This is a genomic window from Streptomyces sp. NPDC021020 (assembly GCF_044333285.1).
In the GTDB taxonomy this organism is placed as follows: Bacteria; Actinomycetota; Actinomycetes; order Streptomycetales; family Streptomycetaceae; genus Actinacidiphila.
On the sequence record NZ_JBIRQQ010000007.1, the window covers coordinates 530,036 to 554,912 of the forward strand.

The following is a 24,877-nucleotide window of genomic DNA, read 5'->3' on the forward strand; positions in this document are numbered from 1 at the left end:
CGCACACTTCCCCCTTCCCTAGGTGGCGATGTGAGTTCTCCTCTGCTCCGAATGCGGGGAATCACCAAACAGTTTCCCGGCGCCAAGGCGCTGGACGGTGTCGATCTGGAGGTACGGGCCGGTGAGGTGCACTGCCTGCTCGGCCAGAACGGCGCCGGGAAGTCGACCCTCATCAAGGTGCTGGCCGGCGCGCACCAGCCGGACGGCGGCGATCTGGCCTGGGACGGAGAGCCCGTCACGCTGCCCAGCCCGACCGCCGCCATGCGGCACGGCATCGCGACCATCTACCAGGAACTCGACCTGGTCCACGGCCTGTCGGTGGCCGACAACATCTTCCTGGGCCACGAGCGGGCCCACTTCGGCGTCACCCGCCGCGGCGAGACCGCGGGCGCGGCCCGCGAACTGCTGCGCTCGCTCGGCCACCCGGAGATCTCCCCCGGCACCGAGGTCGGCAGCCTGTCGCCCGCGCAGCAGCAGATCGTCAGCATGGCGCGGGCGCTGTCGCACGACACCCGGCTGATCGTGATGGACGAGCCGTCGGCGGTGCTCACCCAGGACGAGGTCGGCAACCTCTTCCGGGTCATCGGCGACCTGACGGCCAGGGGCGTCGCCGTCCTCTACATCTCGCACCGGATGGGCGAGATCCGCACCATCGGCCACCGGGTGACCGTCCTCAAGGACGGCCGCACGGTCGCCGCCGGGCTGCCGGCGAGCACCCCGACCGCCCGGCTGGTGGCGCTGATGACCGGCCGGGAGGCGTCGTACGCCTTCCCCGAACGGCCCGCGGCCGAGGATCCGCGGCAGCGCACCGAACTGCTGCGGGTCGAGCACCTGACACTGCCGGGCAGCTTCGAGGACGTCAGCTTCACCGTGCACGCCGGCGAGATCGTCGGGCTGGTGGGGCTGGTCGGCTCGGGCCGTTCGGAGATCCTGCACGCGGTGTACGGCGCGTCCCGCCCGTCGTCCGGCACGGTCCGGGTGGACGGCGCGGTACTGCCGCCGGGCCGGGTGACCGCGGCGGTACGGGCGGGGGTGGGGCTCGCCCCCGAGGAGCGCAAGGGCCAGGCGCTCTTCCTGCACGACAGCGTCGTACGCAACGTCAGCGTCTCCTCGCTGGGGCGCTTCGCGCGCTTCGGCTGGGTGGACCGGCGCCGGGAGCGCGCGGCGGCCGCCGAGCGGGTGGCCGCCCTCGACCTGCGGCCGGCCGACCCCTCCCGCGCGGTCGGCACGCTGTCCGGCGGCAACCAGCAGAAGGCGGTGCTGGCCCGCTGGCTGCTGCGCGGCTGCCGGGTGCTGCTGCTCGACGAGCCGACCCGCGGGGTGGACGTCGGCGCCCGGGCCGAGCTGTACGCGCTGGTGCGCGAACTGGCGGACTCCGGGGTCGCGGTGCTGTTCGTGTCCAGCGAGGTCCCGGAGGTGCTCGGGCTCGCCGACCGGGCGCTCGTACTGCGCGAGGGCCGGATCGTCCACGAGGCCCCGGCCGCCTCGCTCAAGGAATCCCATGTACTCGACCTCGTGATGGAGGAGAGCCGCACATGAGCGACCAGACCACCCCGAGACCCGCGAAGGACGCGCCGCCGCCGTCCGGGTCCGGCGCCGCAGCGACCGGCACGCCGTCGCCGGTCGAGCCCGCACCGGGGAAGCCCGCCACGGACGCGGCCGCCGGGGGCGCGGCGCGGTGGGCGCGGCTGATGCCGCTGAGCCAGATGCACAGCCTCGGCCTCGTGGTGGTGCTGCTGCTGCTCGGCGTGGTCGGCACCACGACCTCCGGGACCTTCCTGACCAGCAACAACATCCTCAACATCCTCACCAGCGCGGCCGTCATCGGGGTCATCACGGTGGGCCAGACGTTCGTCATCATCGGCGGCGGCATCGACCTGTCGGTGGGTGCGATCGTGGCCGTGGCGTCGGTGTGGTGCACCACGGTGGCCACCCAGTCGCACGGGCTGGCCGGGATGCTCTTCACCGCGGTCGTCGTCGGCGCGGCGGTCGGGCTGCTCAACGGCTTCCTGATCGCGTACGGCAAGATCGTCGCCTTCATCACCACGCTGGCGATGATGGCCTCGGCCCGCGGTGTCGCCGAGCGGATCTCCGACCGGCAGTCGCAGGTGGTGACGGTCGACTCCTTCAACCGGATCGCGACGGACAAGTTCCTGGGCGTCCCGCTGCTGGTGTACCTGATGGCCGCGATCGTGGTCGCCGGCTGGCTGCTGCTGAACCGTACGACGTTCGGCCGCCGCACCTTCGCCGTCGGCGGCAACCCGGAGGCCGCCCGGCTCGCCGGGATCGCGGTACGCCGCCACACCATGCTGCTCTACCTGCTGTCCGGGGTGTGCTGCGGTGTCGCGGCGGTCATGCTCACCGCCCGTACCACCAGCGGCGCGAGCAACCTCGGCAACCTCTACGAGCTGGACTCGATCGCCGCGGTGATCATCGGCGGCACCCTGCTGGCCGGCGGGCGCGGCTCGCTCGTCGGGTCGATCCTCGGCGTCCTGGTCTTCACCACGATCACCAACATCTTCGTGCTGAACAACCTCACGACGGACACCCAGGAGATCGCCAAGGGGCTGATCATCATCGGCGCCGTGCTGCTGCAGCGCACCCGCGCCGGCCGCGCCGCCCCGGCCACCTGACGTCCCGTCCGCTCCGCCCCCGAAGCCCCACCCCCGCTCTCCCCCACCCTCCGACCTTCCCGACGAAGGGACCACCCGCATGAAAGAGACCGGATCCGCCGCGATGGGCCGCAGAAGCATGCTGCTCGGCGCGGGCGCGCTGGGCAGCGGTCTGCTGCTGTCGGCGTGCACCAGCAACGCGAGCAACGACGACGCCGAGGCCAACGTCAAGGCGACGGACGCGGCCTCCTCCGGCACCCCGGGCAAGCACGTCACGATCGGCTTCTCCGCACCCGCCGCCGACCACGGCTGGATGGCGGCGATCACCAAGAACGCCAAGGCGCAGGCCGGGCAGTACTCGGACGTCAGCTTCCAGGCGGCCGAGGGCACCAACGACGTCAACGCGCAGATCAGCGCCGTCCAGACGCTCATCGACAAGAAGGTCGACGTCCTGGTGGTCCTGCCCTTCGACGGCAAGGCCCTCACCGCGATCGGCGGCCAGGCGATGGACGCAGGGATACCGGTGGTCAACCTGGACCGGGTCTTCGACAACTCGCTCTCCTACCGCACCTGGATCGGCGGCGACAACTACGGCATGGGCGTCAACGCGGGCCAGTACATCGCGAAGACGCTGAAGGCCAAGGGCGTGAGCAAGCCGGTGATCGCCGAGATCGCCGGTATCGACAACCTGGACCTCACCAAGCAGCGCAGCCAGGGCTTCAAGGACGCGCTCGCCAAGGCGGGCTTCTCGGTCGGCATCCGGCAGGCCGCGCAGTTCACCGCGGACAGCGGCCAGCAGGTCATGAGCAACGTGCTCCAGGCCCGCTCGAAGATCGACGCGGTCTGGAACCACGACGACGACCAGGGCATCGGCGTGGAGGCGGCCATCAAGCAGGCCGGACGCAGCGAGTTCTTCATGGTCGGCGGCGCCGGGTCCAAGCACGCCATGCAGCAGATCAAGGCGGACAGCGGGGTGCTGAAGGCCACCGTCGTCTACCCGTCGAGCATGTCGGCGTCGGCGGTGACGCTCGCCCGGCTGATCGGGCAGAGCAAGGGCATCGGCGACCTGGTGGAGCAGGAGGTGCCGACCTTCATCACGCTCTTCTCGGCGACGGTGACCAAGGACAACGTCGACCAGTACCTGCCGACGTCCTTCACCTGACCTGCCGGGAAGCGCACAAGTGCCCCGGGCCGTCGCGGCCCGGGGCACTTCGCCATGCGGTGGGGGTCACACGGTGGCGAGGTCGAACTCCTCCCACGGGCCGATCGCCGCCCGGTTGGCGATCAGCGGCTGCGCCCCGGCGTTCTCCGCCGTCACGTACTTGCCGTTGACGCCCGCCTTGAGGCTGACGCTGCCGTCGGAGTTGTGCACGAGCTGGAAGGTCTCCCAGGAGCCGGCCGTCGCCCGGTTGGCGATGAGCGACTGCGCCCCGGCGTTCTCCGCCGTCACGTATTGGCTGTTGGCGTGGGCGCGCAGCGCGATGTTGCCGCCGCCGAGGTCGATCTCGTCGAAGGTCTCCCAGGGGCCCACGGTGTCGCGGTTGGCGATCAGCGGCGAGGCGCCGGCGTCGTCGGCGGTCACGTACTTGCCGTTGGCGTGCGCCTTGAGGCTGATGCCGCCGGTACCGCTGCCGGGGGTGCCGGGGGTGCCGACCCCGGCGCCGGTGTACACCATCCAGTTGACGTTCATCAGCGCGCCGGGCCCGGTCCTGCCCGACGGGTTGCGGGCGACGTAGTAGACCTTGCCGCTGCCGGTGGGCACGTTGCTGAGGTTGGCGGTGACGTCGGTGTACGTCTGCCAGGCCCCGGTGCTGGGGACGGTGGCGGTGCCGAGCAGCGGGCCGTTCGCGGCGTTCCAGCGGACCTCGATCCGGCCGCCGGAATTCGCCGAGGCGGCCCGGAAGGTCACCGCGGTGGTGTTGTCCAGCGCGATGGGCGACTCGGTCCAGTAGTCGCCGTCCTCGATGAAGCCGATGTCCTGGCCGCCGCCCGCGCTGTCGGCGCCGTTCTCGACCGTGACACCCGGGGTGTCGGTGCCCTGGCCGTCGCTCGCCCGGCCGGTGTCGGTGAAGAACTCCGCCTGCTTGTGCTTGGGCTGAAGGGTGATCTGGGCGCGCCCGGTGAGCGGGGCCGCGCCGCCGGAGCCGCCCTTGTCGGTGTAGCTGGCCTCGATGACGTAGAAGACGTTGTCGCCGTCGCTGTGGCCGTTGGACAGCGTCGTGGTCACCGTCGCGCTGCACCCGGTGTACTGGTCGAGCGGGTGGCCGTGGGTGTCGTGGCCGAGGATGGCCTGGATCTTGACCTGGTTGCAGTCGACCGTGCCGTCCTCGGGATCGGTGACCGTGACCGAGAAGCTGACCTTGTCGCCCCAGTCGAACAGGCCTCCGTCGGGCGGCGAGTGGATGGTGAGCGTGGGCGCGGTGTTGCCGGCCGTGATGGCGACGCTCGATGTCGCGGACTTGCCCGCGCTGTTGGTGACGGTCAGCACGGCGGTGTAGTTGCCGACCGCGTTGTAGGTGTGGCTGGGGTTGGCGGTGGTGGAGGTGGAGCCGTCGCCGAAGTCCCACTTGTAGGTGAGGCTGCCGCCGGCCGGGTCGCTGGAACCGCTGCTGGAGAAGTTCACCGCGAGCGGGGCCGGACCGCTGGTCCTGTTCGCGGCCGCCTTGGCGACCGGCAGGGCGCCGCCGTTGAGGTAGTCGATGCGGTAGATGCCGGCGTCGGCGTTGTTGCCGCCGTAGCCGGTGCCCCACTCGACCATGTAGAGGGCGCCGTCAGGACCGAACTTCATGTCCATCGGCTTCTTGAACGACACCGAGGGCAGGAACGGCTGCATGTCGTCGATGCCCGTGCTGTCCGACTTCACATGGAAGGTGTAGACCTTGCTGGTGTTCCACTCGGAGAAGATCGCCTGCCCGTCCATGGCCTGCGGCCACTTGCGGTCCGAGCTGAGGTTGGCGTCGTAGCGGTAGACCGGGCCGGCCATCGGGGCGCCGCCGCTGAGCAGCGGGAAGTTGTTCGGGTCGGCGCTGTAGTGGTACCAGACCGTCGCCGGGGTGGCCGGCGGCAGCTTGGTCAGACCGGTGTTGTTCGGCGAGTCGTTGGTCGGGCCGCCGGCGCAGTCGAAGGGCTGGCCGGAGGTCTTGGTCGCGAAGTTGTAGTCGATGTAGGGGGTGTTGTTGCCGATGCAGTACGGCCAGCCCGCGTTGACCGGCTTGCTCAGCAGATCCCACTCGACGGTGTTCTGCGGTCCGCGCGCGGAGTTGGCCGCGCCTGCGTCCGGGCCGTAGTTGCCGACCACGGCGTTGCCGGTCTTCGGGTCCAGGGCGAGCCGGAAGGGGTTGCGGTAGCCCATCGCGTAGATCTCGGGCCGCGTCTTGGCGGTGCCGGGCGGGAAGAGGTTGCCGGACGGGATGGTGTACGTGCCGTTGGCCTCGGGGTGGATGCGCAGCACCTTGCCGGACAGGCTGTTGGTGTTGCCGGCGGTGCGCTGCGCGTCCCAGGCGGCGCGGCCGGACTGCTCGTCGATCGGGGCGTAGCCGTCCGAGGCGAAGGGGTTGGTGTTGTCGCCGACGGAGAGCCACAGGTTGCCGTTCTTGTGGTCCATCGCCATGCCGGCGCCGTGGTGGCAGCACTCGGCGCGCTGCACCGGGAGTTCCAGCAGCACCTTCTCGCTGGACAGGTCCATCGTGGACCCGTTGACGGTGAAGCGGCTGAGCCGGTCCACGCTCGCCGCGGCGGGCGAGTAGTAGAGGTAGATCCAGTGGTTGGTGGCGAAGGCCGGGTCGAGGGCCATCGCCAGCAGGCCGCTCTCGTTCGCCGTGAAGACGTCGAGGTGCCCGGCGGTCACCGTGGTGCCGCCGGTGTTGATGATCCGGACGTCGCCGAGCATGTCGATGAAGAAGACCCGGCCGTCACTGGCGATGTCCAACTGGAGCGGGTTTCCGCCCGAGTTGTTCAGCAGCACCTTCTGGAAGCTGCTGTCCGGGACGCCGGCGACGGCCGGTTTCACGGCGGCGGGGTGCGCGGCCGCGGCGTTCGCCGGGGCGGTGGTGAGCACCGCGAGGGCGGGCAGCGCGAGCAGCGCCACCAGCAGGGCCAGCCAGCCGCGCAGGCGGCGGCGCACCCCGGGGCGCTTATGTGGTCGTACGGGCAACACGTGGGTCTCCTCGGTGAGGGGGATGGTCATGTGCGGACGATTCGGGTCGCCGCGATCATGGTCATGACACTCCACTACGGCCGCGGATGGCGGTGCGGCCGTGGCGGAGAGGTGCTCCGCGGTACGCGGTCCGGGCGCATGCGGAGGTGTGGCGTACGCCGTACGGGGGCGTACGCGGCAAAGGGGGTGGTGCGGGGGTGCGGCCTCAGCGGGTGGTGAGGTCGAACTCCTCCCACGGGCCGATCGCGGTCCGGTTGGCGATCAGCGGCGCCGCGCCGGCGTTCTCGGCCGTGACGTACTTGCCGTTGGCCGCGGCCTTGAGGCTGATGCTGCCGTCGCCGTTGTGGACCAGCTGGAAGGTCTCCCACTGCGCCACCGCGCCGCGGTTGGCGATGAGCGACTGCGCCCCGGCGTTCTCCGCCGTCACGTACTGGCTGTCGGTGTGGGCGCGCAGCGCGACGTTGCCGCCGCCGAGGTCGATCTCGTCGAACGTCTCGTGGGTGCCGACCGTGGAGCTGCTCGCGATGAGCGGCGCGGTGGCGCTGGGCGCCGTCACGTACTTGCCGTTGGCGTGCGCCTTGAGGCTGACGCCGTGTTCGGCGGGCGGCGGGGTGGAGTCCACCGAGCAGTCGGCGGGCACCACGCCGGCGGCGGTCCGGATACCGCCGAGCAGCAGCTGCAGGAACTCCGGTTCGGCGTAGCTCTCGGCGGTGTGGCCCATGCCGGTGTACCAGGCGCGGCCGCCGTCGTAGTCGTGGCACCAGGTGGTGGGGTGGTCGTCGCCCATCGTCGAGCCGGTGTAGGTGCTGTCGTCGACCGATGCCAGGACGTGCACCTGGGAGCGGGGGTTGGTCTGGAAGTCGTACCACTCGTCGGTGTGGGTGTACGCGTTCGGCAGCCCCTGGGTGGAGGGGTGGACGTGGTCCTCGACGTGGACGGTGGCGGCCTGGATGGCGGGGTGCTGCTTGAAGTAGGCGCCGACCAGGCTCCCGTACCAGGCCCAGGAGTAGCCGCTGTCGGAGGCCGCGTGGACGCCCACGTAGCCGCCGCCGTTCTCGATGTAGCGCTGGAAGGCGTCCTTCTCGGCCTGTGTCGTGACCGGGTCGCCGGTCGCGGACAGGAAGACGACGGCGGCGTACTGCGCGAGGTTGGCGTCGGTGAAGACCGAGTCGTCCTCGGTGGCGTCGACCGTGAAGTTGTTCTGCTGCCCGAGCTGCTGGATGGCGGCGATGCCGGCCGGGATGGAGTCGTGGCGGAAGCCGGTGGTCTTGGAGAAGACCAGGATCTTGAACGGTGCCGCCGCGGCGGAGTGCGCGGCGGGCGCCCGGTCGGTCGCGGCGCCCGCCGAGGGGGCGACGGCGGTCAGGACGGCCGCCGCGGTCAGGCTCAGGGCGGCGGCAAGGGCAAGGCGGGTGCGTGGGCGGGGGGTGCGCATGGCGGCTCCTCGTGGAACGCACGTGCTGCGGGATGGGGGGATGTACCGCAGGGGACGACGGACCGCGCCGGGGCGCGGCGGAGCACGTCTGCTCGCACCGGGCAGCGACGGGTCCGTCTCACGGTAGGGCGGCATCACCTCGGGGAAAATGCGCCACCAAGGGATGCTTCCAGCCTGCCTGCGGCCCGCTGATCAGCGCAAACCACAAGCAGGGTGATGGATTGGTTCGTTGGGTCAAAAAACTAATTGCCCGACAGCGGAGCGTCAAGGGTTGTCGCAGACATGCCCGCAAGGCTCCGGGAACGCGGGGCGGAGGGCCGGGGGGCGCGCCGCTTCCGCCGCCACCGGGGCGCGGGCGGGCGGGGATTGACGGGCCGTCAGGCCTCCGGGCTGGTCAGGTCGATGTACGCCGACGGGTCGCGCAGGATCGCCTGCACCCCCGCGCCCGCCGCGCCGCGTACCGCCGCCTCGGTGCCGAGCCCGGAGACCTGGAGCCGGTCCGAGCGCCAGCGGCCCGAGGTGACCCGCTCGTGCAACTGCACCTGGAGGCTGGGCACCAGCCAGGGCGCGAGCGTGGCGTAGATCCCGCCGATCACCACCTCCGGCGGGTCCAGCAGATTCACCGCGCCGGACAGCGCGACGCCGAGCGCCCGCCCGGCCACCGCCAGCGCCCTGACCGCGGCCTCGTCCCCGTCGGCGGCCAGCGCCGCGAGCCGGTCCACCGGCGCGTGCGTCTCCGCCGGGGCGTCCCGCAGGGCCTGCCGGCGGGCGCCGCCCGCGCGGGTCCCGGCCGCGGGCGCGGCCGGGACCGAGCCGAGCCGGGTCGCGCTCGCGGTGTCCAGCTCCGCGGCCTCCAGCAGCGCGTCCTGGCCCGCGTACCGCTCCAGGCAGCCGCGCGCGCCGCAGCCGCACTCGGGCCCGTCCGGAATCACCGTGACGTGGCCCAGCTCACCCGCGAACCCGCCGCCGCGGAACAGCGTGCCGTCCACCATCAGCCCGGCGCCGATGCCGATCTCGCCGGACACGTACAGGAAGCTCGCCCCGGCGCCCGCCGGGCGCTCCTGGAATTCCCCGATCGCGGCGAGGTTGGCCTCGTTGTCCACCGCGACCGCCGGCCGCTGCCGGCCGAGGCCGCGGCCGAGCAGCTCGGCGGCGGGGACGTGCCGCCAGTCCAGGTTGGGCGCGTGCAGCACCTTGTCGTCGTGGACCAGGCCCGGCACCCCGAGCGTGACCTGGACCGGCGCCAGCCCGGCGCGGCGGGCCGCCGCGATGGCCCGCGCGGCGAGCCGGCCCGCCGCGTGCAGCGTCTCCTCGGCGTCCCGGCCGCGGTTGTCGGCGCGTTCGGTGAGCCGCACCCGGGGCGCGCCGGTGAGGTCGGCGACGCAGACCGCGGTGTAGTCGACGTTGACCTCGACGCCGACACCGGCCGCGCCCTGCGGGTTGAGGGCGAGCGCGCCGCCCGGCCGGCCGACGCGGCCCTGGTTCTCCGGCACGTGCTCGACCACCAGGCCCGCCAGCCGCAGCTCCTCCACGAGGGAGGACACGGTTGCCTTGGTCAGCCCCACCCTGGCCGCGACGGTGGCCCGCGAGGCGCTCTCACTGGCCGCGACCTGACGGAGCACCAGCGCCAGGTTGTGCCGGCGCATGCTCTGCTTGCTCGCCGGCTGCCCGCCGCCGTTCATCACACTGCGACCTTTCTCCGCGAGCGCGGACCGCGACGGGTCCGGCCCCGGAAACCTCTTAGGCCCATTAATTGATTCAATAAACTAATAGTTGCTTCGCAGCAGGTCAACGACCCACAGGACATGCACAGGAAGCGACAGCCGTCTCCCCGGAGCCTACGGCGGCGGGTGCGGCGGGTGACCGCGCCCCGCTCACGATGATCGTTGCGGATGCCGGGAACGCACCTTACGCGGCGACTTCCGCGGTACGCATCCCGGCCCCCGGCAGCCGCCGCGGACCCACCCCCAGAGTCGCCCGACCGGCCCTGGCCCGTGGTGCGTTCAACGGATTCTTGACCGCCTCTTGCCGCGCGGGGAAGCGGTGATTAGTTTATTTGCTGAACTGACGAACCGCTACGCCGGCGTCGAGGGCGCGGGCGGCACGGCCGGACCGCAGGGGCCCGGCGGGCGCCCGTCCCTCCCCGCTCCGCCGGCGCGTCCCGGCTGCGTACGGCGCCGTGCATGCCGCTGTGCGCGGCGCCCCCGCACCCCGCCCCCCGCACCCCGCACGTACCGTCCCCGCACCGGCTCCGTACGCGCACCTCCCGCGGCGCCCGCCGATCCGCCCGCCGCGGCCCGCTCCCCCGCAACTCCAGGCACCACTCGGCCCCGCCAGTCCTGCCCGGCACGCCCGCGGCAGGCACGACCCGGAGGTGAAGGCATGGGATCCGCCACCGCACACGGCAGCCGGCTGGGGGTGTGGATCGTCGGCGCGCGCGGTTCGGTCGCCACCACGGCCGTCGTCGGCGCCGCCGCGCTCGCCGCCGGGCTCGTGCCGCCGACCGGCTGCGTCACCGAACTCCCCGACTTCCGCGGGGCGGGCCTCACGCCCTTCTCCGGCCTGGTGTTCGGCGGCAGCGACGTCACCGGCGTCCCGCTGGCCAAGCGCGCCGAGCAGCTCGTCGCGGCCGGGGTGCTCCCCGCGGACCTGCCCGCCGCGGTCGGGCCCGCGCTCGCCGCCGCCGAGCGGGAACTCCGGCCCGGCGTCGCCGCCGCGGCCGGCCGGCAGGCGCCGCAGGCCACCGCGCTCGCCCGGCAGCTCACCGACTTCCGCGAGCGGCACGGGCTGGAGCACGTCGTCGTGGTCAACCTCTCCTCGACCGCGCCGCAGCCCGCCCCGCACCCCGCCTTCGCCGACCTCGCCGCGCTGCGCACCGCCCTGGCCGGGCCCGAGCCCGTCCTGCCGCCGCACGCGCTGTACGCGTACGCGGCCCTCGGCGCGGGCTGCGGCTACGTCGACTTCACACCCTCCGGCGCGATGCGGCTGCCCGCGCTCGACCAGCTCGCCGCGGCGGCCGGTGTCCCTTACACGGGCAACGACGGCAAGACCGGCGAGACGCTGGTACGCAGCGCGCTCGCCCCGATGTTCGCGCACCGCGCCCTGCGGGTCCGCGCGTGGTCCGGTACGAACCTGCTCGGCGGCGGCGACGGGGCGACCCTCGCGGACCCCGCGGCGGCGGCGAGCAAGAACGCGTCCAAGGGGCGCAGCCTCGCCGAACTCCTCCCCGACCCGGTCGAGGGCGAGGTGCACATCGACGAGGTGCCCGCGCTCGGCGACTGGAAGACCGCGTGGGACCACATCGCCTTCGACGGCTTCCTCGGCGTCCGGATGACGATGCAGTTCACCTGGCAGGGGTGCGATTCGGCGCTGGCCGCGCCGCTGGTCCTGGACCTCGTGCGGCTCCTCGGCCTCGCGATGACCCGCGGCGCGGTGGGGCCGCAGCCGCAGTTCGCCTTCTTCTTCAAGGACCCGCTGGCCGCGGACGAGCACCGGCTCGTCCCGCAGTTCGAGCGGCTCCTCGCATGGGCGAGTCGCGCGCCCTCGGCGCGGTGAGCTGCCCCGGGTGCGCTCCGGGCTGCCACGTGCGGTGGGTTCCGCGACCTTGCGGTGGTGGGGCTTCGCGCTGTGCCCCGCGCCGCTGCGCCACGGGCTGCCTCTTGCGGCACGGTCGCGACGTTGCGGTGGTTGGGGGGGCTGCTCGCGCAGTTCCCCGCGCCCCTTTCGCCCCGCCCTGCTGCCGCGGGCCGTCCCGCGACCTCCGGCCGGTGGGAGGTTGCTCGCGCAGTTCCCCGCGCCCCTGGGGTGCCCTCTGCGGTGGCCGCAAGGCTCGGGGGGTCCATCTGCGCGGGAGGGTGGGCGTTTTCAGGGGCGTGTGGGGGCACCTCCCGGGCGGGGCTTGGGGGAGAACGGAGCGACAAGCCCCCGCCGGGGGAAGGTCGCCAAACGCACCGCATCACGCAGGACGAAGCGAACCCGGCGGAGGGACGAGGCATGAGCAGGCTCAGGGGCTACGCGGAGCTCGTGCGGGCGCCCGCCGCGCTGACCGTGCCCGGGGACGTGGTCGCGGGCGGGGCCGCGGCGGGGTGGCCGTACGGGGGGCGCAGTGCCGGGCTCGGCGGTGCGTCCGTGCTGCTCTACTGGGCCGGCATGGCCCTCAACGACTTCGCGGACCGCGAGGTCGACGCCGTGGAGCGGCCCCGGCGCCCGATCCCGGCGGGCCGGGTGACCCCGGCGGAAGCGCTGGCCGCCGCCGCGGCGCTCACCGCGGCGGGCCTCGCGGCGGCGCGGGCGTCCGGCGGACGCCCCGCGCTCCGCTCGGCAGCGGCGCTCGCCGCGGTGGTGTGGGCGTACGACCTGGCGCTCAAGGACACCGCGCTGGGCGCTCCCGCGATGGCCGCGGCCCGCGGCCTGGACGTACTGCTCGCGGCGGGCCCGGCGGGCCGCCGGGCGGCGGCGCCCGCGGCCGCGGCGGTCGCCGCCCACACGTGCGTCGTCATGGCGCTGAGCCGCCGTGAGACGCAGGGCTCCTCCCCCGCCCTGCCGGAGGCCACGCTCGCCGCGACGGCGGCCTTGGCGGCGGGCGTGGCCGCTGCCCCGGGGGCGCCGGCGCGGGACAGGGCCGCGGCAGCCGCCCTGCTCGCGGTGTACGTCCGTACGTTCGGCGGCGCGCAGTTCGACGCGATCCGCAAGCCCGACGCCCGCCGGCTGCAGCGGGCGGTCGGCGCGGGCATCCTCGGCGCGATCCCGCTGCAGGCGGCGCTGGCCGCCCGCGCGGGCGCGACCCGGGCCGCGCTGCCGCTGCTCGCGGCGCTCCCGCCGGCCCGCCGGCTCTCCCGGAAGGTCTCACCGACATGACACCACCCGCAAGGCTGCGTTTCGGCTACGGCACCAACGGCTTCGCCAACCACCGCCTCGACGACGCCCTCGACGTGATCGCGGGGCTGGGCTACGAGGGCGTCGCCCTGACGCTGGACCACGCGCACCTCGACCCGTACGCGCCCGACCTGCCCGCGCGGCTGGCGGCCGTGCGCCGCCGGCTGGACGCGCTGGGGCTCGCGGTCGTGGTGGAGACCGGCGCCCGCTACCTGCTCGACCCCTGGCACAAGCACTCCCCCACGCTGCTGCACGAGGACGGCCGGGAGGTCCGGGTGGACTTCCTGGAGCGGGCGATCCGGATCGGCGCCGGACTGGGGGCGGAGGCCGTGTCGTTCTGGAGCGGGGTGCTGCCGGAGGGCACCGCGCCGGAGCACGGCTGGGAGCTGCTGGCCGAGGGCTGCGCGCGGCTCGCGGCGACGGCGGCCCGCGAGGGCGTGCAGCTGGGCTTCGAGCCGGAGCCGGGCATGCTCGTCGAGGATCTCGCGGGCTACCGGCGGCTGCGCGACACCCTGGGCTCCCCCGCGTCCTTCCGGCTGACCCTGGACATCGGGCACTGCCGCTGCCTGGAGCCGCTGCCGGTCGCGGAGTGCGTGCGCGAGGCGGCCGCGGACCTGGTGAACGTGCAGATCGACGACATGCGGCGGGGGGTGCACGAGCACCTCGAATTCGGCACGGGCGAGATCGACTTCACGCCCGTGCTCGCGGCGCTGGAAAGCTCCGGCTACCGCGGCCTGGTCGCGGTCGAGTTGCCGCGGCACAGCCACAGCGCCCCGCAGACGGCCCGCCGTTCGCTGGCCTTCCTGCGCGAGCACGCGCGCCCCGCGCCCGTCCCGCCGGCGCGGGCGGTGGACGCCGAACTCTCCCCGGCGGCACGGGAATGGCTGGCGGCTGCGCTGGCCCGGGCCGCCGCCGACCCTGCCGCGCTGCTCGCCGACTTCCCCGCGGCGGGGCGGGCGTGCGGGCGCAGGCCCCTGGGCGCGCCGGGCTGGGAGGGCTGGACGGTGGACGAGGCCGTCCGCACCGTGCTGCTGGCGGGCGCGCCCGCGCCCGTGGTCGGCGATCTCTACGCCCGCGGCGACCGGGCCGAACGCCGGGCGGTGCTGCGGGCGTTGCCGTATCTGGAGCGGGCGGACGGCGCCGCGGCGCCGCTGCTGGGGGACGCGCTGCGGACGAACGACACCGCGCTGGTGGCCGCCGCGCTGGGCCCGGCCGCGGCCGTGCTGGACGACGCGACCTGGCGGCAGGGCGTGCTGAAGTGCGTCTTCCTGGGTGTCCCGCTCGCCTCCGTGGCCGCCCTCGATGCCCGCGCGGACGCCGAACTCGCCCGCATGCTGCTGGACTTCGCGCACGAGCGGGTCGCGGCGGGGCGGGAGGTGCCCGCCGACGTCCTGCCGCTGCTGCGCCGCCACCCGGCGCTGCTGGCCGCCTCCCCGATCCACGCCGAGGCGGATTCGCCGGAGCCCCGCAGGGCCGAGGCGGCCCGCCGGGTGCTCGCCGCCCTGCGCTGACCCGCCGCATCCCCCGCTCCGCCCCCCCACCGGCAGCCCCGACCGAGGAGCACCCCATGCGTATCTTCGACCCGCACATCCACATGACCTCCCGCACCACCGACGACTACCGGGCGATGCACGCGGCGGGCGTACGGGCCCTGGTGGAGCCGGCGTTCTGGCTCGGCCAGCCGCGCACCTCGCCGGGCAGCTTCACGGACTACTTCGACGGCCTGCTGGGCTGGGAGCCCTACCGCGCGGCGCAGTTCGGGATCCGGCACCACTGCGCGATCGGCCTCAACCCGAAGGAGGCCAACGACCCGCGGTGCGCTCCCGTGCTGGAGCTGCTGCCGCGCTACCTCGCCAAGGACGGGGTGGTAGCGGTCGGGGAGACCGGCTTCGACTCGGTGACCGCCGCCGAGGAGAAGGCCTTCACCGCCCAGTTGGCGCTCGCCGTGGAGCACGGCCTGCCGGCGCTGGTGCACACCCCGCACCGCGACAAGGCCGCGGGCACGGCCCGCTCGCTGGACGTGGTCCGGGAGTCGGGCATCGCGGTCGAGCGCGTCGTGGTCGACCACCTCAACGAGCTGACGGTACGCCAGGTGCTGGACTCCGGCTGCTGGGCGGGCTTCTCGATCTACCCCGACACCAAGATGGAGCCGGACCGGATGGTCGCGATCCTGCGCGAGTACGGCACCGAACGGATCCTGGTCAACTCCGCGGCGGACTGGGGCCATTCGGATCCCCTGCGCACCCGCGCGACCGGCGAGGCGATGCTCGCCGCGGGCTTCTCCGCGGCGGACGTCGACCAGGTGCTGTGGCGCAATCCGGTGGCCTTCTACGGGGCGAGCGGCCGCCTCAACGTGACGGAGGCGGCCCACGGCCACGGCGATCTGTTCGAAGGCAACTCCATCCAGCGCGGCGCCCGTTGAGCGAGGAGGACCCGATGCGACTGCTGCACCCGGACGGCACCGCCGTCCATCTCGGTTACTGCACCAACGTCCACCCGGCGGAGGACCTGGCCGGGATCCTCGGCCAGTTGGACCGCTTCGCGGTGCCGGTCCGCGAGCGGCTGGGCTCCGACCGGCTCGGCCTCGGCCTGTGGCTGGCCCACGACGTGGCGCGCGAACTCGCCGCCGACCGCGCCGCGGTGGCCCGGCTGCGCGCCGAACTGGCCGCCCGGGGGCTGGAGGTGGTGACCCTCAACGGCTTCCCCTACCGGGGATTCCACGCCCCGGTGGTCAAGGGCGCGGTCTACCACCCGGACTGGACGACGGCCGACCGGCTCGCGTACACCCTCGACCTCGCCGACGTGCTGTCGGTGCTGCTGCCCGACGACGTGCCGCACGGCAGCATCTCCACGCTGCCGCTGGCCTGGCGGGAGCCGTGGGACGGCGCCCGCCGGGCGGCGGCCGGGGAGCGGATCCGCGCGCTGGAGGCGGGGCTCGCCGAGCGGGCGGTACGCGACGGGCGCCCGGTGCGGGTCGGCTTCGAGCCCGAACCGGGCTGCGCCGTCGAGACGGTGGAGCAGGTGGAGGCCGAACTCGCCGGTTTCGCGGGCGGTCTGCTCGGGCTGTGCCTGGACGTGTGCCATCTGGCGGTGGCGTTCGAGGACCCGGCCGACGTGCTCGCCCGGCTCGCGGACGCGGGCCTGCCGGTCGTCAAGGTGCAGGCGTCGTGCGCCCTCCAGGCCGCCGACCCGGCCGACCCTGCCGTACGCGAGGCGCTGGCCGGCTTCTGCGAGCCGCGCTTCCTGCACCAGACCCGCGAACGCGCCTCCTCCGGCGCGGTGTCGACCGCCGACGACCTCGGCGAGGCGCTGGCCGGGCCGGGCGCGCTGCCGGGCGGGGCGCCCTGGCGGGTGCATTTCCACGTCCCCCTGCACGCGCCGCCGCAGCCCCCGCTGACCGGCACCTCGGACGTACTGGAGCGCACCCTCGGGCTGCTGCTGGGCGGCGAGGCGGCGCTCGCCGACCACATCGAGGTCGAGACGTACACCTGGTCGGTGCTGCCCGCGGCGCAGCGTCCGGACGGGGACGCGGCGCTCGCCGCCGGGATCGCCGCCGAAGTGGCGTGGGCCGCAGGCACGTTGACCGGACTCGGGCTGAAGGAGGCGGCGGCGTGAGCCGGCGGCGCGGCCGGACGGTCGTGCTGGACGTCGTGGGACTCACCCCACGGCTGCTGCCGCACATGCCCGCGCTGCGGGCGGTGGCGGAGCAGGGCTTCAGCGCCGAAGTGGCCACCGTCTTCCCGGCGTTGACCTGCCCGGTGCAGTCCAGCATGCTCACCGGGCTGATGCCGGACGGGCACGGGATCGTCGGCAACGGCTGGTATTTCCGCGACGCCGGGGAGATCTTCCACTGGCGGCAGTCCAACAGCCTGGTCGGGGGCGACAAGCTGTGGGCCGCGGGCCGCCGCGCCGACCCCGGCTACACGGTCGGCAACATCTGCTGGTGGTACGCGATGGGCATGGACGTCGCGGCGACCGTCACCCCGCGCCCGGTCTACCACTACGACGGGCGCAAGTCCGAGGACTGCTACGCCCATCCGCAGGCCCTGCACGACGAGCTGACCGAAAAGCTGGGCCGCTTCCCGCTGTTCAGCTACTGGGGCCCGCGCGCCGGCATCGCCTCCACCCGCTGGATCGTGGCCGCCGCGGAACACGTCCTGGACACCCGCGCCCCCGACACGCTGCTGGTCTACGTCCCGCACCTGGACTACGAGGTGCAGCGGCACGGCCCCGACGGCCCGGAGGCGGCGGCCGCGGCCCGCGCGGTGGACGCCGAACTCGCGCCGCTGCTCGCCCGGTTGCGGGCCGACGGCAGCACGGTGGTGGCGCTCAGCGAGTACGGGATCACCGCCGCCCGCCGCCCGGTCGACGTGAACCGGGCACTGCGCCGCGCGGGGCTGCTGAACGTCCACGTCCAGCAGGGCATGGAATACCTGGACCCGTGGACCTCGCGGGCCTTCGCCGTCGCCGACCACCAGGTGGCGCACCTGTACGTCCGCGACCCGGCCGACCTGCCGAGGGTGCGCGACCTCGTCGGGCAACTGCCCGGCGTGGACGAGGTGTTCGACCGCGACGGGCAGGCGGCCCTGCGGATCGGCCACGAGCGGGCGGGCGACCTGGTCGCGGTGGCCGAGCCGGACGCGTGGTTCACGTACTACTACTGGCTCGACGACGACCTCGCGCCGGACTTCGCCACCGGCGTGGAGATCTTCCGCAAGGCCGGCTACGACCCGGCCGAACTCTTCCTGGACCCCACCGACCCGACGGTCAAGGTGCGGGCGGCGATGTCGGTCGCCAAGCTCAAGCTGGGCATCCGCACCTCGCTCCAGGTCGTCGGTCTGGACCCGTCGTGCGTGCGCGGCAGCCACGGCCGGCTGCCCGACGACCCGCGGGACGGCCCGCTGCTGCTGTGCTCCGACCCCGCGTACGGCAAGGACCGCTACCACGCGACGGAGGTGAAGGACCTGCTGCTGCGCCTCGCCGGGCTCGGCGGCTGACCCCTCCCCGGGGGCGTCACCCCTGCGCGAGCAGGGCGTCCGCGGCGTGCAGCACCTTGCCGAGCGCGGCCGTCAACTGCTCGCGCTCGGCGGCCCCGAGACCGGCGGTGACCTGCTGCTCCAGCCGCAGTCGCTCGGCCTCCACGGGCTCGCGCAGCGCCCGTCCCGCGTCGGTGAGCCACAGCCGCACCAGCCGGTTGTCGCGGTCGTCGCGGCGCCGCTCCAGCAGCCCCGAGGCCGTCATGCGGTCGGCCATCTTGACCACCGTGGGCGTCGTGACGTGCAGCTTGGCCGCGACCTCGCCGGGCGTCCGGCCGTCCTGCTCCCACAGCGCGGCGAGCAGGTGGTGCTGCCCGTAGTGCAGGCCGAGGCGGCGCATGCCCTGGTCGGCGAGGGCGCGCAGCGCCTTGGTCGTCCGGCTGTGCAGGTCCAGGAATTCGGGCATCGCGTCGGGTCCCACTCCCCCCGCGGGCGGGGCGCCGGCGGCCGCACGCGAGATCAATTGACGGCTAATCATTAACCGGCTAGCGTTCCGTTCCGTCAGGTCATTAGACGGCAAACGACCTTGGGAACAGCCATGCTACTCGTCACCGGAGCCACCGGGAACATCGGACGCGAGCTGGTCCGGCAGCTCGACGCGGCAGGGGACGCCCCGCGCGTCCTGGTCCGCGACGCGGGCCGGGCGGCCGGCCTGCCCGCCCGCGCCGAACGCGTCGTCGGCGACTTCACCGACCCGCCCGGCCTCGCCGCGGCCTTCGCGGGCGTCGAGCGGGCCTTCCTGCTCACCCCCGGCATCTCCACCGCGACCACCGCGAACGCGGTCGCCGCCGCCCGGGCGGCGGGCGTACGGCACCTGGTGCTGCTGTCGTCCACCAACGTGCTCGGCGACCCGATGCCCGCGATGGGCCGCTGGCACCACGCCCGCGAGGAGATCGTCCGCAGGTCCGGCATACCGGCGACCATCCTGCGCCCGGTCGGCTTCATGACCAACGCGCTGGACTGGCTGCCCACGATCCGCGCGGGCCGCTACGTCCTGGACCCCGTCGGCCCGGGCCGGATGACGCTCATCGACCCGGCGGACATCGCCGCGGTGGCCGCGCACGTCCTCACCACGGACGGCCACGCGGGCCGGGCGTACGCGCTCACCGGCGCCGAACCGCTCACCGTCGCCGAGCAGGCCGCCATGCTGTCGGCGGCGGCGGGCACCACCCTCACCACGCGGCCGGTCGCCACACCCGAGGAGGCGGTCGCCGCCCGCTTCCCGAACGGCGCGCCGCCCGCCCTCGCCGAGGCGATCGTCGAGGGCTTCCGGCTCATGCGGGCCGACACCGAGGGCTTCCGCACGGACACCGTCGAGCGACTGCTGGGCCGGCCGCCCGCCGGTTTCGCCGACTGGTGCGCCCGGCACTCCGACGTCTTCCGCGCGGCGGCGGCCGAGGCGCCCGGGGTGGTCGGAGCGGAGGACGCCGGGGGCTCAGGCGGCGAGTGACGCCGCGTCACCCATCACCACGACCGGGTGCAGCGCCGGGTCGAGGGTCGCGAGCAGCTGCTTCATGTGCGCCTCCGAGACGCTCACGCAACCGTGCGTGGGGCCGCCGTGGTCGACGTGGAACCAGATGCCGCCGCCCCTGGCCGCACCCAGCGGCCGCGTCCAGTCCAGCGGCGTCGTCCCGGGCTTGCGGTTGTAGTCGATCGCCACGACGTAGTCGAAGGACCCGGCGAGCGGCTCGCCCTCGAAGCCGCGCCCGCCGATGTGGAAGCCGCCGGAATGGTGGTAGGGCAGCTTGCTGCCGGGGTCGGCGCGCAGCCCGCCGGCGTCGGAGAGGGTGAAGACGCCGATCGGCGAGCGCAGGTCGCCGCCGTGGTGGTCGGCGGTCCAGCCGTCCTTGGCGTTGTGCGCGGGCCATGCGGCACCCGGCTGCCAGCCGTCGGCGGTCCAGCTGTAGACCACGACCGTGGCCTGCGAGGAATCGATTCCGCGACCGGCGACCACGACCAGCTGGCGGCTCTGCCGGGGTATGCGCGCGAGGGTGTCGGGGCCGATCCCGGCGGGCATCCGCGGCGCCGGCGACGCCGTCGTCGGCGCCGGGGCCGGCACGGTCCGGACGGCACCCGGCGGGGTGCCGCCGGACGTCGCCGCGTGGTCCTGCGCGCCGGACCCGACGGCGGTGCCGCAGCCGGCGAGCGCGGTGAGCACGACCGCGCCCAGACCGGACAGCAGGACGCGCGGGGAGGGGGAAACCATGGGGGTGAAATCCTTCGGTACGTAAGTATGTGCGAACAACGGGGTGTTGCGGGCGCCTACCCGCTGCGCGCCGCCGCAGTCGGCGACGCCGCGACGCGCGCCCTGCCCCGCGCGGGCGGGCGCGCCCCGCCCCGGGTGACCGCCGCCGTACGTGAATCACTGGCCATACCTCTAGCAACCATCCGGCCCCACCAGCGGGTTGCCCCCGAAGCCGCACGAATCCGCGCCCGCGTGAAGCGCCCCCCAGCCGGGCCGTGCGCCGAACACCGGTCCGCCGCCGCACCCGAAAGCCGGAATACGCGCCGCCCGCAGGTCCGCACGCGGCCGCTCGCACCGGACGCGCGTCCACGGGCGGGCCCTGACGTCAGGAGGTCACAGCGACCAGAGGCCCTTCGCCGTTGTCGTCACACCGCCCGCCAGGGCGAGGGTGAGGATCACCACGCGGGCCCAGCGTTCCGGGACGCGGTCGGCCAGGGTGCGGCCGGCGAAAGTGCCGACCGCCATGCCGGCGGCGGCCAGCGCCCATACCGGGGCGGCCAGTTGGGGCAGGCTGCCCTTGGCGGCCAGCGAGAAGGCGTTGACCACGACCCCGTAGAACTGCGCGTTGGGCACGAACTCCGCGACCGACCACTCGGCGTTGACCGCGTAGAGCGACACCGCGGGGCCGCCCACACCGGCGGAGGCGTTCATGAAGCCGCTCGCCGCGCCCGCGGTGAGCGCTCCCCCGCGGCCGCGCAGCGCGGGCACCCGCACCCCGCAGGCGATCACCGCGACGGCCAGCACGACCACCAGGCCCATCCCGGTGAGCAGGCTCGGCTCGGGCACATGGCCGAGCGCCCACGCCCCGGCCGGTACGGTGCAGGCCGCGGCGGCGACGAGCGGCAGCATCGCGCCCAGCCGCACCCGGCGCCAGGTGTCGATCAGGCCCACCGCGCTGATCACCAGCGACGCGCAGTTGGACAGGCCCACCCCCTCCGCCGGCCCCACCAGCAGCACCAGGGAGGGGACCGCGACCAGCGCGAACCCCATGCCGGACATGCGCTGCACGGTGGATCCGGCGAGGACTATGCCGGCCAGCGCGAGCGCGTCGGCGGGACCGTTCACGCCGTGCCGCCGCGGCGGACCAGCGCGGCCCGGGCCACCGCCGCGTAACCGGCCAGGCCCACGGCGGCGCCCGCGCCGCCGCCGAAGGCCACGGCCGGGATCAGGTCGAAGACGGTCGCGTCGCGCAGCGGCGGCCCGTCCCAGCCGGCCAGCCGCGTCGCGACGCCCACCGCCGCGGCCGCGCCGATCAGTACGGTCGCCGCCGCCTTCGTCCGGCGGGACAGCCGCATCCGCCGCGCTCCCCGGGCGGGCGCGGGAGCGGGCGTTCGAGAGGGAGCGGCAGCGGCGCCCCGCAGGGTGCGGGCGCCGTACCAGCCGATCGCGCCGAGGCCCAGCACGGACGTGGAGAACTGGAGGTCGTAGTAGAGGGGATGCCCCAGCACGGTGCGGTCCAGCACCGGCAGCAGGCGGACGCCCACCCGGCCGCCGTGCGTGAAGGCGTCCCAGGCCACGTGGGTGGCCGCGCCCGCCGCGGCGGACAGCGCGAACCAGCCCGCGCCCGCGGCACCGCGGCTGCGTCCGGTGGGGGCGGTGAGCGCGTCGGCGGCGTCGGCCCAGCGGGCGGGCAGCAGCGCGAGCAGCGGCTCGCGCAGCAGCCAGTGCCACCCGGCGGCCAGCAGCGCGGCGATCGCCACGTCCGCGGTGGGGATGCCGAGCGGGCTGTGGGTGAATTCCCCGTAGCCGAAGGTGCCGTGCACCAGCGACTCGGTGAAGTACGGCACGTCCGGCGCGAGCGACCCGGCGACGAGCGCCGAGGCCACCAGCGGGCCGCGGGGCCGGCCGCCGGGCAGCAGCGGGAGCACGGCGGCGGGGTGGCTCAGTGTGAACGGCACCCCGCCATTCTGCCCCCCGCCCGCGCCCGCCGCCCGGGCGGCCCGGGCGGGGGTGTCCCCGTCCGGGCCGCCGGTGCCGGAGTGGCGTCAGGGCGTGTAGACCTGCGGCCGCGGCGGGGTCGGCATGCCGTTGCCGAGGAAGAAGCTGGGGTGCGGGGGCTGGTTGTAGGCCGTGTTCTGCCACGCGAGGGCGGTGCGGTACTGCGTGTCGTGCAGCAGCGTGGTGATCCGCAGGTCGGTCGGGGTCGGGGTCGAGTAGATCCGCAGCGCCCGGTTGTCGGTCGTGGGCCAGACGACCTCCTCGCGCCAGTCGCCGAGCAGGTCGCCGGACAGGGCCGGGGTGGCCTTGGTGCCGTTGTTCGAGTGGACGCCGGACGCGGTCAGCAGCCGGGTGTCGGAGCTGGTGCCGTACTTGTCGATGTGGGTGCCGTCGAGCAGTTCGCGCACCGGGTCGCCGTCCCACCAGGCGAGGAAGTTCGTGGAGCCCGGCTTGCGGCCGATGTTCTGGCCCTTGGCGCTGAACAGTCCGCTGACACCGGAGGACCAGGACTCGGCGCCGGCGCTGCCGGCGTAGATGTCGTCGGAGACCCCGCGGCCGTTGTCGCAGCCGCAACTGGGGTTGGACCACAGGATCTGGCCGGTCTTCGCGTCGGCGAACCAGGCGGCGAGCTTGGAGGTGTCCTCGTCGACCTTGAAGACCTCCAGGCCGGGGTGGCTCGGGTCGAGGTCGCCGACGTGCAGGGCGTCGCCGTGGCCCTGGCCGGTGTTCCACAGCTTCGCGCCGTTGTCGTCGATCGCCATGGCGCCGTACTCGATCTCGTCCTTGCCGTCCCCGTCGAGGTCGGCGGTGGCGAGCTGGTGGTCGCCCTGGCCGGCGTAGGAGCTGTTGCCGGAGTCGTTGCTGTCGAACTTCCAGCGCTCGGTGAGCTTGCCGTCCCGCCAGTCCCACGCGGCGATCACCGTGCGGGTGTAGTAGCCGCGGGCCATGATGATCGACGGGCGCTTGCCGTCGAGGTAGGCGGTGCCGGCCAGGAAGCGGTCGACGCGGTTGCCGTACGAATCCCCCCAGGAGGAGACGGTGCCGCGCGGCGGGTCGTAGTTCACGGTCTGCATGGCCGCGCCGCTCTGCCCGTTGAAGACCGTCAGGTACTCGGGGCCCGACAGGACGTAGCCGGAGGAGTTGCGGTAGTCGGCGCCGGAGCTGCCGATGACCTTGCCGGCGCCGTCGACCGTGCCGTCGGCGGTCTTCATGACGACCTCGGCCTTGCCGTCGCCGTCGTAGTCGTAGACCTGGAACTGCGTGTAGTGCGCGCCCGAGCGGATGTTGCGGCCGAGGTCGATGCGCCACAGCCGGGTGCCGTCGAGGGTGATGCCGTCCATGATGGTGTCGCCGGTGTAGCCGGACTGCGAGTTGTCCTTGGCGTTGGTCGGATACCACTTGAGGACCAGGTCGAGCCGGCCGTCGCCGTCGAGGTCGCCGACCGAGGCGTCGTTGGCCTCGTAGGTGTAGGCGACGCCGTCGGGGGTGGTGCCGCCGGCCGGCGGGGAGATCGGCACGTCGTGGTAGCCGTTGGCGAAGGACAGCGAGGCGGGCGACGCCGCCTGCTCGGCGCCGTTGACCACCGCGCGCACGGTGTACGACGCGCTCGCCGACGCGCCGCTGTCGAGGTAGTCCGTCGCGCCGGTCAGCGGTGCGGAGTTGACCTTGGTGCCGTCGCGGTAGACGTTGAAGGCGACGCCGTCCGGGTCGGTGCCGAGCCAGCGCCAGGACACCAGGTTGGCGGAGCCGCTGCGGACCGAGACGACCCCGCGGTCCAGCTTCTCGACCTGGCGGCCCTGCCCGGTGGCGGGCGGGCTCGTCGGGGGCGTGGTGGGGGGTGTCGTCGGGACGGTGGTGGGGGGCGTGGTGGGCGAGGTGGTGCCCGTGCAGGCCACGCCGTTCAGGGCGAAGTCGGTGGGCGTGGTGGCGGTGGCCGAGCCGGTGAGCGCGCCGTTGAAGCCGAAGGAGGCGGTGCCTCCGGAGGGGACGGTTCCGTTGTAGTCGACGTTGGTCGCGGTCACCTTGGCGGCGCCGAGCGTCACGTTCGCGCTCCACGCCTGGCTGACGGTCTGGCCGGTGCCGAACGTCCAGGTGAGGGACCAGGACGTGACGGCGTCGCCGAGGTTGTGGATCGTCACGGACGCGCCGAAGCCGCCCTGCCAGGAGTTGGTGACGGAGTAGTCGACGCCGCATCCGGCCGTGGCCGCGGCGGCGCCGGGCGGCGCGTGCACGGCCCAGGCGGCACCGGCCGCGACGAGCGCGCCCGCGGTGGTCGCCGCCCAGACGCGGCGGCGGTGCGGATGTGGCTGAGGGGTGGTCATGGATCCTCCTTGTCGCGTGGGGGGAAGGAGCGTGACCCGCAGCCATAGTGGGAGCGCTCCCACACCCGGGTCAACGGGCGCGCCCGTATTCCTCCCGCGTCCCCGGGGAACGGCGATCCGGACCGGCGGACGGCGCCTGCGGGGCGGCGCGCCCGCGCCGCCCCGTGACGCGGGCCGGGGTTTCGCGACCCGGCGTGCGCGGCAGAGGGCCGGGGGGCGGGGCCTGGAGCCGGCGCCCGCAGCCCGGGGCGGGGCCGTG

18 protein-coding genes are annotated in these 24,877 nt (G+C 74.2%); 10 read left to right on the top strand and 8 right to left on the bottom strand.

The features are described from left to right. Positions 1–51: 51 nt before the first annotated feature. From ACH4SL_RS23640 to ACH4SL_RS23650, 3 genes are all read left to right on the top strand, one after another. Positions 52–1,539 (top strand): sugar ABC transporter ATP-binding protein, encoded by a 1,488-nt coding sequence (locus ACH4SL_RS23640; RefSeq protein WP_398448679.1) that lies wholly within the window; start codon positions 52–54, stop codon positions 1,537–1,539. Next, complete coding sequence (locus ACH4SL_RS23645; protein WP_398448681.1) at positions 1,536–2,633, top strand: ABC transporter permease; 1,098 nt, start codon at positions 1,536–1,538, stop codon at positions 2,631–2,633. The genes ACH4SL_RS23640 and ACH4SL_RS23645 overlap by 4 nt, the downstream gene beginning before the upstream one ends. A gap of 79 nt (positions 2,634–2,712) precedes the next feature. Next, positions 2,713–3,774, top strand: coding sequence for a substrate-binding domain-containing protein (locus tag ACH4SL_RS23650; RefSeq protein WP_398448683.1), 1,062 nt, complete (start codon positions 2,713–2,715; stop codon positions 3,772–3,774). Positions 3,775–3,840: 66 nt separating this feature from the next. Here the strand turns inward: ACH4SL_RS23650 and ACH4SL_RS23655 are convergent, their stop codons facing one another. From ACH4SL_RS23655 to ACH4SL_RS23665, 3 genes are all read right to left on the bottom strand, one after another. Continuing rightward, positions 3,841–6,798, bottom strand: a complete 2,958-nt coding sequence (locus ACH4SL_RS23655; protein WP_398448685.1) for a PQQ-dependent sugar dehydrogenase — start codon at positions 6,796–6,798, stop codon at positions 3,841–3,843. 175 nt (positions 6,799–6,973) lie between these two features. Further along, complete coding sequence (locus tag ACH4SL_RS23660; RefSeq protein ID WP_398448687.1) at positions 6,974–8,203, bottom strand: ThuA domain-containing protein; 1,230 nt, start codon at positions 8,201–8,203, stop codon at positions 6,974–6,976. Between the two features lie 377 nt (positions 8,204–8,580). Beyond that, a complete protein-coding gene (locus ACH4SL_RS23665) occupies positions 8,581–9,885 on the bottom strand; it encodes an ROK family protein (RefSeq protein ID WP_398448689.1) in 1,305 nt (434 codons plus the stop codon). A 700-nt stretch (positions 9,886–10,585) separates the two neighbouring features. On the opposite strand from ACH4SL_RS23665, the gene ACH4SL_RS23670 reads away from it, so the two are divergent. The 6 genes from ACH4SL_RS23670 (at position 10,586) to ACH4SL_RS23695 (ending at position 18,075) form a co-directional block, all read left to right on the top strand. Then, positions 10,586–11,758 carry an inositol-3-phosphate synthase gene (locus ACH4SL_RS23670; protein WP_398448691.1) on the top strand — a complete coding sequence of 391 codons (1,173 nt, stop codon included), beginning with the start codon at positions 10,586–10,588 and terminating at the stop codon, positions 11,756–11,758. Positions 11,759–12,196: 438 nt separating this feature from the next. Then, positions 12,197–13,060 (top strand): SCO3242 family prenyltransferase, encoded by an 864-nt coding sequence (locus ACH4SL_RS23675; protein ID WP_398448693.1) that lies wholly within the window; start codon positions 12,197–12,199, stop codon positions 13,058–13,060. Next, a complete protein-coding gene (locus ACH4SL_RS23680) occupies positions 13,057–14,589 on the top strand; it encodes an EboA domain-containing protein (protein ID WP_398448696.1) in 1,533 nt (510 codons plus the stop codon). Before ACH4SL_RS23675 ends, ACH4SL_RS23680 begins: the two co-directional genes overlap by 4 nt. Before the next feature lie 56 nt (positions 14,590–14,645). Further along, entirely contained in the window at positions 14,646–15,500 is an 855-nt protein-coding gene (locus ACH4SL_RS23685) for a TatD family hydrolase (protein WP_398448698.1), read from the top strand. 14 nt (positions 15,501–15,514) lie between these two features. Beyond that, positions 15,515–16,693, top strand: a complete 1,179-nt coding sequence (gene eboE, locus ACH4SL_RS23690; protein ID WP_398448700.1) for a metabolite traffic protein EboE — start codon at positions 15,515–15,517, stop codon at positions 16,691–16,693. After that, positions 16,690–18,075 carry an alkaline phosphatase family protein gene (locus ACH4SL_RS23695; RefSeq protein WP_398448702.1) on the top strand — a complete coding sequence of 462 codons (1,386 nt, stop codon included), beginning with the start codon at positions 16,690–16,692 and terminating at the stop codon, positions 18,073–18,075. The genes eboE and ACH4SL_RS23695 overlap by 4 nt, the downstream gene beginning before the upstream one ends. A gap of 16 nt (positions 18,076–18,091) precedes the next feature. Here ACH4SL_RS23695 and ACH4SL_RS23700 read toward each other — a convergent pair whose 3' ends face one another. Then, positions 18,092–18,520 carry a MarR family winged helix-turn-helix transcriptional regulator gene (locus ACH4SL_RS23700; protein WP_398448705.1) on the bottom strand — a complete coding sequence of 143 codons (429 nt, stop codon included), beginning with the start codon at positions 18,518–18,520 and terminating at the stop codon, positions 18,092–18,094. 132 nt (positions 18,521–18,652) lie between these two features. On the opposite strand from ACH4SL_RS23700, the gene ACH4SL_RS23705 reads away from it, so the two are divergent. Continuing rightward, the gene (locus tag ACH4SL_RS23705) at positions 18,653–19,564 is read left to right on the top strand and encodes an NAD(P)H-binding protein (RefSeq protein WP_398448707.1); all 912 of its coding nucleotides are present in this window, start codon (positions 18,653–18,655) and stop codon (positions 19,562–19,564) included. On the opposite strand, the gene ACH4SL_RS23710 is transcribed toward ACH4SL_RS23705, so the two are convergent. The 4 genes from ACH4SL_RS23710 to ACH4SL_RS23725 form a co-directional block, all read right to left on the bottom strand. Continuing rightward, positions 19,550–20,320 (bottom strand): L,D-transpeptidase family protein, encoded by a 771-nt coding sequence (locus ACH4SL_RS23710; RefSeq protein WP_398448709.1) that lies wholly within the window; start codon positions 20,318–20,320, stop codon positions 19,550–19,552. The genes ACH4SL_RS23705 and ACH4SL_RS23710 overlap by 15 nt on opposite strands. A gap of 372 nt (positions 20,321–20,692) precedes the next feature. Beyond that, positions 20,693–21,424, bottom strand: coding sequence for a sulfite exporter TauE/SafE family protein (locus tag ACH4SL_RS23715; RefSeq protein WP_398448711.1), 732 nt, complete (start codon positions 21,422–21,424; stop codon positions 20,693–20,695). After that, positions 21,421–22,257 (bottom strand): DUF4184 family protein, encoded by an 837-nt coding sequence (locus tag ACH4SL_RS23720; RefSeq protein ID WP_398448713.1) that lies wholly within the window; start codon positions 22,255–22,257, stop codon positions 21,421–21,423. Before ACH4SL_RS23720 ends, ACH4SL_RS23715 begins: the two co-directional genes overlap by 4 nt. A gap of 87 nt (positions 22,258–22,344) precedes the next feature. Next, positions 22,345–24,618: a cellulose binding domain-containing protein gene (locus ACH4SL_RS23725; RefSeq protein ID WP_398448715.1), complete on the bottom strand. Its 2,274-nt coding sequence runs from the start codon at positions 24,616–24,618 to the stop codon at positions 22,345–22,347. Positions 24,619–24,877: the final 259 nt, after the last annotated feature.